Annotated in this window: 12 protein-coding genes and 2 pseudogenes; 5 read left to right on the forward strand and 9 right to left on the reverse strand. The window is 68.1% G+C overall.

Annotated elements, in window-relative coordinates; genetic code table 11:
• Nucleotides 1-125 precede the first annotated feature (125 nt).
• Nucleotides 126-701 (reverse strand): CGNR zinc finger domain-containing protein, encoded by a 576-nt coding sequence (locus AC0680_RS18870; protein WP_478629908.1) that lies wholly within the window; start codon nucleotides 699-701, stop codon nucleotides 126-128.
• Between the two features lie 103 nt (nucleotides 702-804).
• On the opposite strand from AC0680_RS18870, the gene AC0680_RS18875 reads away from it, so the two are divergent.
• Nucleotides 805-1977, forward strand: a complete 1173-nt coding sequence (locus AC0680_RS18875) for an epoxide hydrolase family protein (protein ID WP_478629911.1) — start codon at nucleotides 805-807, stop codon at nucleotides 1975-1977.
• Nucleotides 1978-2145: 168 nt separating this feature from the next.
• Here AC0680_RS18875 and AC0680_RS18880 read toward each other — a convergent pair whose 3' ends face one another.
• From AC0680_RS18880 to eno, 5 genes are all read right to left on the reverse strand, one after another.
• A complete protein-coding gene (locus AC0680_RS18880; protein WP_478629914.1) occupies nucleotides 2146-3327 on the reverse strand; it encodes an acyl-CoA dehydrogenase family protein in 1182 nt (393 codons plus the stop codon).
• A gap of 238 nt (nucleotides 3328-3565) precedes the next feature.
• Nucleotides 3566-4138, reverse strand: a complete 573-nt coding sequence (locus tag AC0680_RS18885; RefSeq protein ID WP_478629916.1) for a hypothetical protein — start codon at nucleotides 4136-4138, stop codon at nucleotides 3566-3568.
• Nucleotides 4139-4291: 153 nt separating this feature from the next.
• Nucleotides 4292-6106 (reverse strand): Ig-like domain-containing protein, encoded by a 1815-nt coding sequence (locus AC0680_RS18890; protein WP_478629919.1) that lies wholly within the window; start codon nucleotides 6104-6106, stop codon nucleotides 4292-4294.
• 103 nt (nucleotides 6107-6209) lie between these two features.
• Nucleotides 6210-7286, reverse strand: coding sequence for a hypothetical protein (locus AC0680_RS18895; RefSeq protein ID WP_478629921.1), 1077 nt, complete (start codon nucleotides 7284-7286; stop codon nucleotides 6210-6212).
• A 682-nt stretch (nucleotides 7287-7968) separates the two neighbouring features.
• Nucleotides 7969-9276, reverse strand: a complete 1308-nt coding sequence (gene eno, locus AC0680_RS18900; RefSeq protein ID WP_478629924.1) for a phosphopyruvate hydratase — start codon at nucleotides 9274-9276, stop codon at nucleotides 7969-7971.
• Between the two features lie 176 nt (nucleotides 9277-9452).
• On the opposite strand from eno, the gene AC0680_RS18905 reads away from it, so the two are divergent.
• Nucleotides 9453-9875, forward strand: coding sequence for a MarR family winged helix-turn-helix transcriptional regulator (locus AC0680_RS18905; protein WP_329395209.1), 423 nt, complete (start codon nucleotides 9453-9455; stop codon nucleotides 9873-9875).
• Nucleotides 9876-10138: 263 nt separating this feature from the next.
• On the opposite strand, the gene AC0680_RS18910 is transcribed toward AC0680_RS18905, so the two are convergent.
• Nucleotides 10139-10270, reverse strand: coding sequence for a hypothetical protein (locus tag AC0680_RS18910; protein ID WP_478629926.1), 132 nt, complete (start codon nucleotides 10268-10270; stop codon nucleotides 10139-10141).
• Between the two features lie 401 nt (nucleotides 10271-10671).
• On the opposite strand from AC0680_RS18910, the gene AC0680_RS18915 reads away from it, so the two are divergent.
• Complete coding sequence (locus AC0680_RS18915; protein ID WP_478629928.1) at nucleotides 10672-11091, forward strand: TOBE domain-containing protein; 420 nt, start codon at nucleotides 10672-10674, stop codon at nucleotides 11089-11091.
• Nucleotides 11092-11334: 243 nt separating this feature from the next.
• On the opposite strand, the pseudogene AC0680_RS18920 reads toward AC0680_RS18915, so the two are convergent.
• A pseudogene (locus tag AC0680_RS18920) lies at nucleotides 11335-11668 on the reverse strand (hypothetical protein); the annotation flags it as partial.
• A gap of 98 nt (nucleotides 11669-11766) precedes the next feature.
• On the opposite strand from AC0680_RS18920, the gene AC0680_RS18925 reads away from it, so the two are divergent.
• On the forward strand, nucleotides 11767-12456 hold the full coding sequence (locus AC0680_RS18925; protein ID WP_478629931.1) for a hypothetical protein: 690 nt from the start codon (nucleotides 11767-11769) through the stop codon (nucleotides 12454-12456).
• A 250-nt stretch (nucleotides 12457-12706) separates the two neighbouring features.
• Nucleotides 12707-12814 (forward strand): annotated as a pseudogene (locus AC0680_RS18930) (IS5/IS1182 family transposase); the annotation flags it as partial.
• Between the two features lie 63 nt (nucleotides 12815-12877).
• Here AC0680_RS18930 and secY read toward each other — a convergent pair.
• Nucleotides 12878-14188 carry a preprotein translocase subunit SecY gene (gene secY, locus AC0680_RS18935; protein ID WP_478629934.1) on the reverse strand — a complete coding sequence of 437 codons (1311 nt, stop codon included), beginning with the start codon at nucleotides 14186-14188 and terminating at the stop codon, nucleotides 12878-12880.
• Nucleotides 14189-14656: the final 468 nt, after the last annotated feature.

The raw sequence follows: 14656 nt of genomic DNA on the forward strand, positions 1-14656 counted from the left end.
CCTGCAGGAAAGGGGCTCATCGCATGTGAGTGAGTCGGTGCCGCTGGGGTGAACCCAACGCCCCGCCAGATGTGTCGCAGATGTGTCGGAGGGCTGGGGCCCACTTGGATGCACCGAGTTAACGATCACTCCGCTGATCTGGGGTTTTTGCGCTGATTGGCATGGAAGCGCGCCTTCTTCTGGCGATTCCCGCAGGTGTTCATGTCACACCACTTGCGAGTGCGGCTTCGGCTGGTGTCGAAGAAGGCGGCTCGGCAGGTTGGTGATGCGCACAAGGCCAATTCTCCGTCTCGTTCGCCTGCGATGATGCTGATCGCGTCGGCGGCGATCACGCTGAGGGCATCTTCCACGCAGGAAGCCGAGCCGAGCCGCCATCGCCGCTTGCCCTCCGGCGTCAGGATCGCCGCGGCCCGACCCTGAGCGCTGCAGTCATTGATGACCTGGACAGCAGACGCGGGGAGAGCGTCCTGGATAGCGGCCGCTGTCGCGGCGGCGTGAATCGACTCCCTCAGTTCCCGGGCGAGGTCGAGCTGGGCGGTGGTGCAGGAGTCCACGGCGAGGCCGTTCACCGCCAGCCAGTCGACGAGTCGGCCCGGCGTGGGGATGCGTTCCACGGGGTTGCCATGACGCTCCGACAGAGTCCCCGTGAAGCTGGTCGCCAGCACGTTACCGAGGCGGAAGTCAGGGAAGCGAGCACGCATGGAACCACCTTAGCTGGTTGCAGCGCGGCTCGGAGGACTGCTAGAACCGCCTTAGACGGTTCCCGATAGGTCATAGCCGGTTCCATGATGGCCAGGAGGTCTCATGCCCCGTCCAACCAGCGACGTGCAAGCATTTGAAGCCCACGCAACTGACGCCGACCTCGACGATCTGCGCGCGCGACTGGCCGCGGCGCGGCTACCGGAGGTCGAGACGGTCTATCGCGCCGCCCCCGACCCTCGCCGATGGGAACAGGGCGTTCCGCTCGCCGACCTCGTCGATCTCGTGAACTACTGGCGCACCGGGTACAACTGGCGGTCGTTCGAAGAGCGGCTCAACCGGATCGGCCAGTTCCGCACGACCATTGATGATCTGGGAATCCACTTCCTGCACCGCCGGTCCGTGCGCGCAGACGCCACTCCTCTGCTCTTGACGCACGGCTGGCCGGACAGCATTGTTCGGTTCATCGATGTAGTGGACGAGCTGGCAGATCCGGAAGACGCAGACGCGCCGGCGTTCCACGTCGTGGTCCCGTCGCTACCTGGCTTTGGTTACAGCGACAAGCCGGCCACCACCGGGTGGGGAACCGAAAAGATCGCGGCCGCATGGGTGGAACTGATGGGCAGGCTCGGCTACGGCAAGTTCGCAGCCCACGGTGGTGACTGGGGAGGCAATATCACCACGGTTCTCGGCGGCAGGTTCCCGGCGCACGTTCTCGGCATCCACACAACGTTCGCGGAGGGGCCGCCCGGGTTGACAACGGACGGGCTGACGCCGGTCGAGCGCAAGTGGACCGAGGAAACCCGCGATTTCTGGCGCCACCGCGCGGCGTACGCGAAGCAGCAGGCGACCCGACCGCAGACCATCGGCTACTCGCTCGTCGACTCACCGGTCGGGCTTCTTGCCTGGATCCTCGACAAGTTCGCCGAGTGGTCGGACACGGAGGACAGCCCCTTCGAGACGATTTCCAAAGACCGCGTTCTTGACGACGTCACCCTGTATTGGCTGACGCGGACCGGCGCATCGTCGGCCCGCATTTACTACGAGAGCCACAACGCGCTCGATCCCGAACTTCGGGTCGACGTCCCGTCAGCAATCACCATGTACCCCCGCGACGTCGAGAAGTGTCCGCGCCCCTGGGCACAGGAGCGGTACCGAAAGATCGTCCGATGGGGGTCGCCCGAAAGCGGGGGACACTTCCCGTCGCTGGAGGTTCCCGAGTATTTCGTCAAGGACCTGCGAGAGGGCCTCGCGGCGGTGCTGGCCGCTCATCGGTGAACGCGACTGGGCGCCGGCACTCGATCACCGCCTGATCCGGCGCGAGTGCGCCCTGTTTGAGAGCCCCCACAGGCGGCGAGGTCGCGCTTCACCATGAAATCCGCGAGCCGGGCGAACGCCGGATCTTCGGGCTCGCTTTGGGGCGGCGCGCACTCGCCGACCTGGCCGTCACTGCGTCAAGTCGAGGAATTCCCAGTGCGCTTGGGGTTGTGCGCCACTGAGCCACTTCCCGCAGTTCTGCAGGACCGTGGGGCTTGAGGTGATGTGCTGGGTACCTGTGCCGAGATCACGCAGAAAGCGGTCGATCGGCCCGCGTCGGATCGCCGCCGTCCCCGCCCATCGGTGCACCGTCTGACCCACGTCCTGCACGGTCCACGTCGCGTGGTTGAGCGCCAGCCTGAGCAGAGTGTCCTGCTCGGTACTCAGCAACTCGCCGGCATCCAAGGTCTCTTCGATACCTCGCCATACCTCCATCGCCCACGCCCGTGCCGAGCGAAGCTTGGCTTCGGCGGTCGCGTACTCCGCGTGGAACTGCGCGGTGTCGACGGCGGCGTTACGTGTGCCGGATTTGGCCGCGGCCACCGACTTCAGCTCATCGAGCAGGCGCCGCCCGACACCGAACGCCCAACCGGTGTGTCCAATTGCGGACATGTTGACCAATCCGAGGCGGTAGATCGCGCCGCCACTGGCCGGGTCCGTCGTTGTGGCGAGATACGTGTGCGTCGCCGGGACAAGCACATCGGAGCAGTGGTAATCGATACTGTGCGTCGCCCGCAGCCCGAGCACATCCCAGTTGTCGACGAGTTCCACCTGCGACTTCGGCATCGCCAGCACCCGCAGCTCCCCGGTGCCCTCGACCTGGATCGCACTGTGGATATGGGTGGCGTGTGCCATACCGGAGGCGAACTGCCAACTACCGCTCACCAGATAGCCACCCTCCACCGGGACGGCCCGGCCGGGGCGGGTGCCGTGCCCGGCCAACAATGCGTGGTCCCCACCCGCGACATCCGGGAACAAGTCGGCTGCCGCAACGGCATCGACATAGGCCGCAGTGGTGCCGGTCATCAACTGCAGCGCCATCATCGTCCAACCGGCCGAGGAATCGTGGTAGCTGACCCGCTCGACTGTCTCTATCAATTGGCGTGGGGAGAACTCGTAGCCGCCGAGGCTCTGCGGCAGTGCGGCCGCCACGACACCAGCACCCAGTAACGCCCCCGCGATGCCCTCGGTGAGTCTGCCGAGCTCCTCGGCCGCGTCCGCGTTCGCCTCGAGCGCCCCGCCGAGCGCGTCGATCCGCTGGAGCATCGCGGGAAATTCCGGGCTGACATGCAATCCGCTCGAGACCGCCATGGATGTTGCTCCTCACTCTCAGTAAGTATCGAGTCAGCGTCACCATAAGGGAGGGAACGTACCGTTCCTCGCCTGCCCGAGAAAATTCCGTGACATGGAGGTGAGTTACGGATGCTCGGTACCTGCGATGGTTTCATTCATCGGTGAACGTGAGAGCGGCCTGTATGGCCAGTGCTTTGGCGTAGAGGGCCGCCTTTCCCCCGTCCGTGATCCCTATTCCTGGTTGCTGCTCGGGGCGTCAGCTCGGAGCTGTCGGTGCGTTGGTAGGGGGCTCGAGCAGGACTTCCCGGCTGGCCCGGGTGAACGACGTGAGTCTGTCGCCCATGTCACTTCGTGCGGCTGCCAAACGGCGGCGGGCGTCGCTGAGCTGGGTCGCGTTCCCGTGCACTGCGTGGAATGCCACCAGCTTGTGCTCTTCAACGCCCACTTCCGCGGCCGAAGCCAGTTGGACCGCGGCTTCATGCACTGATGCGGGGCCGAGCAGACGGGTGTTGTAGCAGCTGATGTGCAGCAGGGCTCGCTCTTCTACTGCCGCCTCGATCAGCTCGTCGGTGGGCTCGTCGTCGCGGATGGCGATCCTGAGTTTGGTGAGTGTTTGCGCGAACTGGCTGTAGGCGCGGATGGTCTCGCCGAAGATCTGTCGGCGTTCTTGGCGGACCCAGTGGGCGTATTCGTGCTGGGCTTGGTCTGCGACCTGTTTTCGGAGTGCGTCGGCGCCGATCCTGGCGCCCATCTTGCCACCGATGAAGGCGAGAACGGCGCTCGCGGCGGCCATGATGCCGACGATGAGGGTTGCCTGGCCCTCGTCCATGATCCCCCCGGGTGTGGTGCGTGGCGGGAGGCTAGCAGCGTGCGAAGGTCCTCGCCCGGCAGCTCGGGCGGGCGCCTTGATCGTGGCATCGATGTGTACTCCGGCGCCTGCTGGGCTGGCCGATCGCCGACCACACGCGCCCGGAGGCTCAGCTCACTTGCACTGGCCGAAGCGCGGCCCGGTCACGGTGTTGCCCGACTGCTGCAGGGCGGGTGCGTTGCCCGCGCAGCGCAGCGGTGCCCCGACCTGGTTGCCCTCGAGCCCCGGGACGAGGTCCTCAGGCAGCAGGCCGCTGCCACTGTTGTCGTTGATCCTCACCGGCGCCGACATCGTGTTGGACGAAACCTCAAGTCCGCCGGTGTTGCGGTCCAGGGTCAGTGAGGCCTTGAAGGCGTTGCCCGCGCAGTCCGTCCCCTCACCGTCGCCCAGCAGTACGAAGCCGCTGGTGTCCGTGAGGGTTACCGGCGCGTCGAGGGTCGAGTGACAGATGGCGACGGCGAGGGCGCCGTCCGAGGTCACCGGGCCGTTGATCTCCGCACCCGAGATCGCCAGCGCTCCGCCGGGCTGCACCTCCACCGGGCCGTTCTGCGTACCGCCGGATGCGATGCACAGCGACTGGCCGGCGGCGACGGTCAGCGGGCCGTCATGGTCCGTGATGCACGGCTGGCTGAAGCCGACGGTGGCGTCGGTGGGCGCGTCCGTGGCGCTCGCCGTGAACACCGGGTCGCCGCTGTAGACGGCGGTGATGGGGTGGTCGCCCGGCTGGAACTTGCTGGTGGTGAACGTCGCCCGGCCGTTGTTCAGCGGTACGGTCGCCAGCGTGGTCGTCCCGTCCGAGAAGGTGACCGACCCGGTCGGGGCGCCCGCGCCCGGGTTGGCCGAGGCCACGGTGGCGGTCACGGTGATGGCGTGGCCGAAGAGCGGGCGGGCGGTGTCCGTGCTGAGCGCGACCGACGTCCCGTACTGGAACCTGACGATCGCCTTGCCGTTGCCGTGGTGAACGCCCTGGAGGAGCGAGACGTTGGTCGCCGACGGCTCCGCGTGGCTGCTGCCGCCGCCACCGCCCGCGCCCGGGAAGTAGCCCGGGTTCCCACCGCCGGAGCCGCCGCCACCGCCGTGCCAGCCGCCACCGCCACCGCCGCCGGGGCCGCCCGCACCGCCGTTGCCGCCGGTGCCGCCGCTGCCGGGGTTGGGCTCGCTGGTGATCGGGTCGAGGTCGATGCCCGGGGTGCCGGGGCCGCCGTTCAGGGTGTTGGGGTTGCCGTGACCGGCCGCGGTCTGGGTGGCGCCGCCGCCGGCCAGGCCGGAGCCCAGCGGTCCGTTGCTCTGGCCGCCGTCCTGGCCGACCGGACCGCCGCCGGCGCCGCCCCGCAACTTGGGGCCGCCGTTGCCCGCGCCACCGCCGCCGCCGGCTACCAGGACGCGGTCGGAGCTGCCGAAGGCGCCGACCCGCACGTCCGAGCCGCCGCCGCCCGAACCGCCGCCTCCGTGCGCGCCGCCACCGCCGCCCCCGTGGCCGGTGCCGCCGGGACGGGCGAACTCACCGTGCCGGGACGACCCGGGGATGCCGGCCGCGCCGGTGGTCAGCTGGAGGGTCTGGCCCGGGGTCACCGGCAAGGTGGCGCGGGTCTCGCCGCCGAGGCCGCCGGGGGCGCCGGCGGTCGCCGGGTGCGGGTCGATATAGCCCGCCGCGCTGCCGCCCTCGCCGCCGAACAGGTCGACGTCGACCGCGGTCACGCCGTCCGGGACGGTGAAGGTGTCCGTGCCCACGGAGTTGTAGGTGCAGGTGGGCTGCGGCGCCGTGGTGAAGACGCCGCCGGTGCCACAGGGCTCGGTCGCGCCCGCCGCGCCGGCGTCAGCCGCGGTGAGGGGCACGATCGCGGCGGCGACGAGGCCGGTGGCGCCGGCCACCGACATCATCTTGGATCTGAAGTTGGTCCGACGGGAGGTCGGGCTGCGGTCGCTCATGGGTGTTGACACTGTTTCTCCGGCCCTGTGGGCAGCCAAGGTGGGGGTACGGGCGCTCCGCAGGCGGGCCGGGCCCGCCTGCGGTTCGGGTTCAACCGGTGGCTCAGACGCCGTCGTTGGCGCAGAGCGCCCAGACGTCCGAGTAGGTGTTGGGGGAGCTGGCTCCGCCGGTGTGGGTGTAGGCGGTCCAGTACGCGGCCGTGGTGGTCCCGTCGCCGACCGGATTGCCACTGCTGTCGCTGGGGAAGCTGCCGTTGAGGTGGTCGCCGCCCGAGCCCGGCGCGGTGAAGTCGGTGGTCGTGACGCTGCCGCCGCTGATGGCCGCGCCGCCGCTGACCAGCTTGCCGTCGGCACCGCAGCCCACGGTCACGGTCTGGCCCGCGGTGGCCGAGGTCGGGCCGCTCACCTCGCTGTAGTGGACCTTCACGGTGACGCCGCTGACGTTGATGCCGTTGCCGCTGCAGATCGCGTACGCGTACGTGGTGTTGGTGGTGCCGCCACCGCCGCCGTTGAAGCCCACCGCCGTCCAGGAGTCGGGGTTGGTCTCACCGTCGGCCGCGGCCTTCAGGCCGAAGTCGTGCGCGGAGTTGTTGAAGGTGGGGAAGCTCGCGATCGGCTTGAGGCTGCCGACGTCGGCGGGGGTGGTCCGGGCGCCGCCGCCGAGCAGAACGGTGTTGGCCGGGCAGGTCGCCGTGACGGCGAGGGGCGTCGACGCGGTGGTCGGCCCGGCGGCCTTGTTCATGACGGTCTGGGTGTGGTTGATCAGGTTGCTGCTGAAGCACACCGCGTACGGGGTGGAGGAGAACGAACCGTTCACCGCGCCGCCGCTGCCGCCGATGCCGAGCCAGTGGGTGTTGTCGGTGCCCACGACACCGGTCGAGCCGGTGTACTCGGTGGAGCCGTCGGAGCTGGGCTCGGTGCCGTTCACGTGGTTGCCGTTGGACGACGTACCGGTGCCGATGGCCTGGTCGATGCCACCACCGGAGACGAGACCGCTGCCGCAGTCCGCGTGGGTGGAGATCTCGGAGAACGTGTTGGCCGGGCCGGTGGTGGCGCCGGGGGTCTTCACGGTCACGCTCACGGTGTTGGCGTACGCGACCCCGGGCACAGCCAGGGCCAGCACGGCGCCTATCACCAGTGCCTTGCCGGCCACCAGGCGTGGCAGGAATGTGGTCGTCATCGGACCCTCCCTCTCTGATTGCAGCGCTGCGCAGGGGGCATGGCAGCGCGGACGAAAGCCGTGCAGGAGAAGAACCGGCCGATTCGGGTAGCGGCCGTCACGGGTCCGAGGACGGCTGGGGGACCTTCGACGTGGGAGGTGGAACCCGTACGAGCCGTGCTCGAACCGGCTCGCAGACGCGGAATGTAACAGCAAGCGAGAAACCGCAGCCACCGGTGAATCACACAGATCGGACTGGCAGATGTTACATATGGCAGCGCTTTGGGCTCGTACTTGCGGGTTCCTGCCCGCACCGTTGCGACGGGCACACGATCGATCTGATGCGTCATGCCGAACGGCCTCCGGCGCCGGCGGCTGATCGCGCGGTGCCCGGCGGAATCCGACCGGGCAGCTACGTTGCCCAGTCCCTGCTGGAAGGCTGACGCGGGTCCGACCGGCGGGGGTTTGGCGGCCGCCAGTTCCGCGTCAGGCAACGTCCGCCCTGTGACGACGGCGCGTAGGCGGCCGTCCGTGGTGAAGTCGTGGATCACACCGCGGGCCAGGTCCGCGCCGGTGAACGACACCTCGGCCCGGGAAGCCGCAGGTCACATGGGGTGAACAGTCAGGAGGACGCGTCTCCCCGGCAGGCGAGCGGGCCCCGGTCGCGTCCGGGGCCCGCGTGGCCTCTACCTCTGCCTGCCGTTCACGCCCGACGCAGTGCGGAGCGGCCCGCGTAGCGCGCCGAGTCGCCCAACTCCTCTTCGATCCGGATCAGTTGGTTGTACTTCGCCGTGCGGTCGGAGCGGGAGAGCGAGCCGGTCTTGATCTGACCGCAGCCGGTGGCCACCGCCAGATCCGCGATGGTGGTGTCCTCCGTCTCGCCCGAGCGGTGCGACATGACAGCCGTCCAGCCCGCCTGGTGGGCCGTGGCCACCGCGGCCAGCGCCTCGGTCAGGGTCCCGATCTGATTGACCTTGACCAGGACCGAGTTGCCGACGCCGGTGCGGATGCCCTCGCGCAGCAGCGTCTCGTTGGTGCAGAACACGTCGTCGCCGGTGAGCTGGCAGCGGTCGCCGACGCGGACGGTCAGCTCGCGCCAGCCGTCCAGGTCGTTCTCCGCCATCGGGTCCTCGATGGAGACGACCGGGTAGGCGTCGATGAGCTTGGCCAGGTAGTCGGCGTGCTCGGAGGGTGTGCGGCGCACCCCTTCGCCCGCATAGTCGTACACCCCGTCGCGGAAGAACTCCGACGACGCCGGGTCCATGACCAGGCCGATGTCCGTGCCGGGGCGGTAGCCGGTGCGCTCGATGGCGGTCATCACGAAGTCGAGCGCCTCCTCGGCGGTACGCAGCGCGGGCGCGAAGCCGCCCTCGTCGCCGACGCCCGTGGAGTGCCCGGCGGCCAGCAGGTCGCGCCGCAGGGTGTGGAAGATCTCGCTGCCCATGCGGACGGCTTCGGCGAAGGTCTCCGCGCCCACGGGGGCGATCATGAACTCCTGGAAGTCCAGCGGATTGTCGGCGTGGGCGCCGCCGTTGACGATGTTCATCATCGGCAGCGGCAGGAGGTGGGCGTCGGCGCCGCCGAGGTAGCGGTAGAGGGGCTGGCGGTGGGCCGCCGCGGCGGCCTTGGCGGCGGCGAGGGAGACGCCGAGGATCGCGTTGGCGCCGAGCCGGGACTTCGTGGCGGTGCCGTCGAGGGCGACCAGCGCGGCGTCGAGACCCGCCTGGTCCGCCGCGTCCCGGCCGCGCACGGACGCCGCGATCTCCCCGTTGACGTGGGCCACCGCGCGGTCGACGCCCTTGCCGTGCCAGCGCGCGGAGTCGCCGTCGCGCAGTTCCACGGCCTCCCGGGCACCGGTGGAGGCGCCGGAGGGGACAGCCGCGCGCCCCAGGGACCCGTCCGCCAGGATGACGTCGACCTCGACCGTGGGGTTGCCCCGGCTGTCGATGATCCGGCGGGCGGTGACGGTCTCGATGGTGGCGTCGACGGTCCCGACTGCCTTTGTGGACATGGGAGTTCCTTCCCGTTGTCGTGTTGCCGTGGCCCCGGCTGCGACAACGCTGGCGCTGAGCCCGACAAGCAAAACCATACAGCAATGCTGCGCAGTTTGCCTGCTCAGTTTTGCTGTGCAGCATTGCTGTGCAGGTCAGGTGCACAGCTTTGCTGGCCAACGGGGTAAAGTGCCCTATGCCCACCCCGGAAGCCGCCGCCATCGCCGTCGAACTGCGCACCGCGATGGGCAAGCTCACCCGACGCGTCAAAGATGAGGACCGCATCCCGCTGGGCCAGGCCGCGGTGCTCGGTGCACTCGACCGCAACGGCGCCATGACCACCAGCGACCTCGCCGCCGATCAGCGCGTACGCCCCCAGTCGATGGCCCGGTCGGTGGGGCTGCTCATGGAACAGAACCTGATCACGCGCCGGGCGCACCCCACGGACGGCCGCAAGTCGCTGGTCGAACTGTCGGACGCGGGCCGGGCCGCGCTCGAAGCGGAGCGCGGTCGCCGGGCCGGTTGGCTCGCGCAGGCCATCGAGGCCGAACTCACGGATGAGGAGCGGGCGTTGCTGGCACGGAGCGCCGCCCTGCTGGAGCGGCTCGCCACGCGCTAGGTGTGTTGTTCGGAGAGGTTGGTGACGCGGCTGGCTGGGGTGCCCCGCCAGGCACGTTCGCCTCGTCGCGACGACGCCCGGCACGCGCCCCCAAGCTCTCGGCTCGGCTCGAGCAGGGAGGTACCCCCTGCGCCACACCGACCGAAAGCCCAAGTACGTCCAGTGCGAGGACTTCCGGCCCGTCCGCCGAGAGCGCGCATCGCGGTGGCACGGCCGCTCCGCGGCGGGTGTTCCTTCATGGGCAAACATTGCCTGCCGGGGCGCTACGGGGCGTCCCGTAGACGGCTGAGCAGTGGGTGGAGGGCGCCGCAGGCGGCCAGGGCGGGGGCGGGAACGGTGCCGCCGAGGAAGCGGGCGGCGGCCCGGCGTAGTGGGGCGGGGTGAAGGGAGCGCATGGCGGGGTGTTCTCCAGATCGGCTATCCGTATCCCAAGTCCGGCTGTCCGCATTCCACGCACATTCGGTACGAGCCGTGGGGTCGGTGCTGCATTTGCTATCACCAAAACGCTGACCGCCCCTCATCTGCAATTCGCCCGACCTGAGTTCACGACAGGGGGACAGGGCAGCCGGCTGGGAGAAAAGTCCAGCTCAGGAGAGTGCGCTGTCCTCGGGATCCGGAGGCTTGGGCCCTTCCTGGAATACGCCAGGAGGCTGCGGCCATTTGGCTGGCGAATGCGACCGGAGCGTTCTGGGGGTGTTTTTCCATCCGGTACTGTCGGCTATGACCCAGGTCACAGAAGTGCTGAAGTGCTGACGTGCTTCCTGTTTTGATTCCGACTTCGTGAGGCGTGTTTTCGATGAGCCTGTCCATCCGTAACCAGATCCCTGGCACCGTTACCGCGGTCACTGCTGGTGAGGCCATGGCCTCGGTGAAGGTGCGCTTGGCCGGCGGCCAGGACATCACGGCCGCGATCACCACCGACGCCGTCAAGGGCCTGGGGTTGGCCGAGGGATCCGCCGTCAAGGTGCTGGTGAAGTCCACCGAGGTTGCCCTTGCGACCGGCCCCGTCGAGGGCATCTCCATCCGCAACCAGCTGGCGGGCACCGTCACCGACGTCTCGACCGGTGGCGCCATGGGCTCGGTCAAGGTCTCCGTCGAGGGGGGCGAGTTGACCGCGGCGATCACCAAGGACGCCGTCGAGGCACTGGGCCCGGCCGCCGGGACCTCCGTCGTCGCGCTGATGAAGTCGACCGAGGTCTCCCTCGCCGCTGCCTGATCCTCCCCGCATCACGTCCGAGGGCCGCGCACCGCACCGGGGCGCGGCCTTCGGCATGGAAGGAAGGTTCGCACCCACGAGACGTGGGCGTGAGCGAGTCGGAGCGCAGGCCAGGTGGCTGTCCGGACCGATGTATGAGTTGAGCAGCACCGGCCGCGAATCTTCGGCAGGTCCGCGCGGAGCCGGCGCTTGCCCTTCGGCTGCGGCGGCAGGGGGACGGTCCGCGAGGCGCAAGCACTGTGAGTAGACGTCGCGGACGTAGCGTTTGTCGGCGGACAGGCGCCTGACGTAGGCGGCGGCTTCGTCGGGGCTCATGCCGCCGTGGGTGGTGGCGCTGCCTTGAGGGCCTGGTCGACGTCTTTGGTCATGCGGGAGGCGTCGCCGCAGACGTAGAAGTGGGCGCCGTGCTGCAGCCACTGCCACAGGCGGGGGCGGCGTGTTCGAGCATGCGGTCCTGGACGCAGATCTTGTTGCGCTGATCGCGCGAGAAGGCGAGGTCGAGGCGGTCGAGGTGGCCGGATGCCTGGTACGCCTCCAGGTCCTCGCGGTAGTAGAAGTCGATGGCCTGGCGCTGGTCGGCGTCACGCGCGGGTCACGCCGGATCAACGCTGCCGTCACGCTCGACCTGCCACGCTGGAGGGGGTACCAGAGCGCATCCATCCAAGAGCAGGCACCATGACGACGAACATCCGGAAGCGCGTTTCCCAGGTGGTCGGTGTGTCTTTCCTGGCCGTGACGCTCACCGGAACGGTGGGCGCGATCAACGCGGTGGCCACTGACGCAGCGCCCACGAAGGCTACGGCGCCCACGAAGGCTACGGCGCAATCGTCGAACCTGGCACCGGATGTGCGCTGCTCGACGTTCTACGTCGACAAGCAGACCGGAAAGCTCGTCGCTTTCCCGTCGAACTGCACGCTGCCAGGCGATCGAACCACGGGCGCCGCCACGACTGGTGCCACCACCGGCGATACCACGACCGGTACCAGCATGACCGGGGCCCCCACTGCCGGCGGCGGTGGAGTTGGCTCCGGCACGAGCGGCGGCGTTGTCGGTGGCTCCGGAGGCACCTCAGGCGATGCCATGACCGGTCAGGCTGGTGGTACGGCGACTTCGGGTGATGCCACGGGTGGTCAGGCTGGTGGTACGGCGACTTCGGGTGATGCCACGGGTGGTCAGGCTGGTGGTACGGCGACCTCCGGTGATGCCACGGGTGGTCAGGCTGATGGTACGGCGACCTCTGGTGACGCTACGAGCGGTCAGGCCGGTGGCACGGCTACTTCGGGTGATGCCACGAGCGGCCAGACCAGCGGCACAACGCCCGGCGGCGGCAACGCCACGGGCGGCGTCGGCGGAAGCGGAAGCTGAGGCGAGCCACACGCGGTCGTCGTCCACGCGGTCCGCCGGGACGCAGGCGCGGTCATCCGGCGGTCGTCTGCAGGCTGCGCTTCCGCCTTGAGGCGGGCCGAACGCACGTGGTAGCGGCTCAATCTCGGTGGCGGCCTCTACCGTGACGGCGTCAACTCCACTCTGAGTGACGAGCATTACCGCACCGCGATCGTCACCCAGGCCGACCTGCTGGCGGCGTCCGCCCTCACCAAGGACACCGCCGTCCCCGCTCACGTCGAAAAAGGGGGGCACACTGACAGGGCCGAACCTGGTCGATCGTGGCAAGAAGGGCAGCAAACTGCACGTGCTGTCCGAGGCCCAGGGCATCCCGCTGGCTCGCGATCGCATCGAGCGAGCGGCTCGGTCGACAGCGCTGGTAGATCGAATGGCGGATTTCGCGTCAGCGCAGGAACCCTTCGTAATTGTGCTGCTGGAGCTGGCTCTCGATCTGTTTCACGGTGTCCAATCCGACGCTCACGATGATGAGGATGCTCGTGCCGCCGAACGGGAAGTTGCTGCCGTTGAACAACACCAGCGCCTCTGTGGGCACCAGGGCGATCAGCCCCAGGTAGAGAGCTCCCGGCCAGGTGATCCGATTGAGTACGTAGCCCAGGTAGTCAGCCGTGGGTCGGCCAGCCCGGATTCCGGGGATGAACCCGCCATGCTTCTTCATGTTGTCGGCAATTTCTTTGGGGGTGAAGGAGATGGCGACGTAGAAGAATGCGAAGAAAACGATCAGCAGGAAGTAGAGCGTCAAATAGATCGGTTGGTCACCTCTGGCGAGATTGGTAGCGATCCACCGGGACCATCCGGACGCCGAGCTACCGCCGAGATCGATCAAACTGGGGATGGTGAGAAGTGACGAGGCGAAGATGACGGGAACTACACCCGCCTGGTTCACCTTCAGGGGGATGTAGGTCGAAGTGCCACCGTAGGAACGGCGGCCGATCATTCGTTTCGCGTACTGGACCGGGATCCGGCGCTGCGCCTGCTCGACGAAGACCACCAGGCAAACCATGCAGAGGCCGACCGCGATCACGATGGCGAACTCGCCCCAGCCGCTCAGGATTTTGCCCGACTTCTTGATGCCCCACAGGTTGGCCGGGAAGCCGGCGGCGAGGGAGGTGAACATCAGGATCGACATGCCGTTGCCGATGCCGCGGTCGGTGATGAGCTCTCCGAGCCACATCACCACGGCGGTGCCGGCGGTGATGGTGATGACCATGACGCAGGTCCGGAAGACCGAGGTGTCCGGGATGATCTGGGTGCGGACCTGGCAGTTGGGGAAGAGCCCACCGCTCTGAGCCTTGGCCACCAGAGCAGCGCCCTGGAGTACCGCCAGACCCAGCGTCAGATACCGGGTGTACTGGGTGATCTTCGCGGTGCCCGCTTGGCCCTCCTTCTTCAGGGCCTCCAGACGCGGAACGACCACCGTCAGCAGCTGAAGAATGATGCTCGCCGTGATGTACGGCATGATCCCCAGGGCGAAGACGGTGAGCTGCGTCAGCGCACCACCGCTGAACATGTTGATCAGGCTGAAGAGGCCGTCGTTGCCGCCGACCGCCTTGACGCACTGCGCAACGTTCCGGTAATTCACCCCGGGGGCCGGAACGCTCTGCCCCAACCGATAGAGAAGCAAGATTCCAAGCGTGAAGAGTATCTTTTTGCGAAGACCGGGCGTTTTGAAGACCCTTACGAATACGGTAGGCACTTTTTCAAATCGTCCTTAATCTCGCAAGTTGATAGGCATTTGCAGTGCTTCTTGACTGCCCTTGCTCGTCGAGTTGGCGCCATCTCGGTGTCGCAGCAGCCGTTGATGAGGTTCGCCGAGGCGTGGTCATTCAGTTTCTGAAGCAATCTGTCACGCAAGGCAAATGGGTAACAGTTGGGGTGAGTGTGGTTGTTGGCGCGGGTTGATCACCGATTACCTGTGTCGATCTGGATGCGTCTCAACATTCCAGTTGCAGGCAGCTGTCATCGATGGCCAGGAGCAGCTTTCTGGGCGCAGGCCAGGACTGACGTGAAGTCATGGAACTCGTGGCGCTGGGCACGTCTTTGGTACTAAACGGCGCCCTGCGCGATTGCGGCGGGGCCTATAGGCACCGTGGCAGCAGCGGCGTTGCTGATGTGGAGATTCTGGAGGTCAATCTGCCGGTCGCCGGGCGGGCGCCGGGCGGTC

It is taken from the genome of Streptomyces sp. NPDC043738 (genome assembly GCF_056436545.1).

Excerpts from the sequence above, each read along its gene's own strand:
- AC0680_RS18875 (WP_478629911.1), top strand. The coding sequence starts at position 805 with ATGCCCCGTCCAACCAGCGACGTGCAAGCATTTGAAGCCCACGCAACT.
- AC0680_RS18910 (WP_478629926.1), bottom strand. The coding sequence starts at position 10,270 with ATGCGCTCCCTTCACCCCGCCCCACTACGCCGGGCCGCCGCCCGCTTC.
- AC0680_RS18890 (WP_478629919.1), bottom strand. The coding sequence starts at position 6,106 with ATGAGCGACCGCAGCCCGACCTCCCGTCGGACCAACTTCAGATCCAAG.
- AC0680_RS18915 (WP_478629928.1), top strand. The coding sequence starts at position 10,672 with ATGAGCCTGTCCATCCGTAACCAGATCCCTGGCACCGTTACCGCGGTC.
- AC0680_RS18870 (WP_478629908.1), bottom strand. The coding sequence starts at position 701 with ATGCGTGCTCGCTTCCCTGACTTCCGCCTCGGTAACGTGCTGGCGACC.
- AC0680_RS18905 (WP_329395209.1), top strand. The coding sequence starts at position 9,453 with ATGCCCACCCCGGAAGCCGCCGCCATCGCCGTCGAACTGCGCACCGCG.
- AC0680_RS18885 (WP_478629916.1), bottom strand. The coding sequence starts at position 4,138 with ATGGACGAGGGCCAGGCAACCCTCATCGTCGGCATCATGGCCGCCGCG.
- eno (WP_478629924.1), bottom strand. The coding sequence starts at position 9,276 with ATGTCCACAAAGGCAGTCGGGACCGTCGACGCCACCATCGAGACCGTC.
- AC0680_RS18895 (WP_478629921.1), bottom strand. The coding sequence starts at position 7,286 with ATGACGACCACATTCCTGCCACGCCTGGTGGCCGGCAAGGCACTGGTG.
- AC0680_RS18880 (WP_478629914.1), bottom strand. The coding sequence starts at position 3,327 with ATGGCGGTCTCGAGCGGATTGCATGTCAGCCCGGAATTTCCCGCGATG.
- AC0680_RS18925 (WP_478629931.1), top strand. The coding sequence starts at position 11,767 with ATGACGACGAACATCCGGAAGCGCGTTTCCCAGGTGGTCGGTGTGTCT.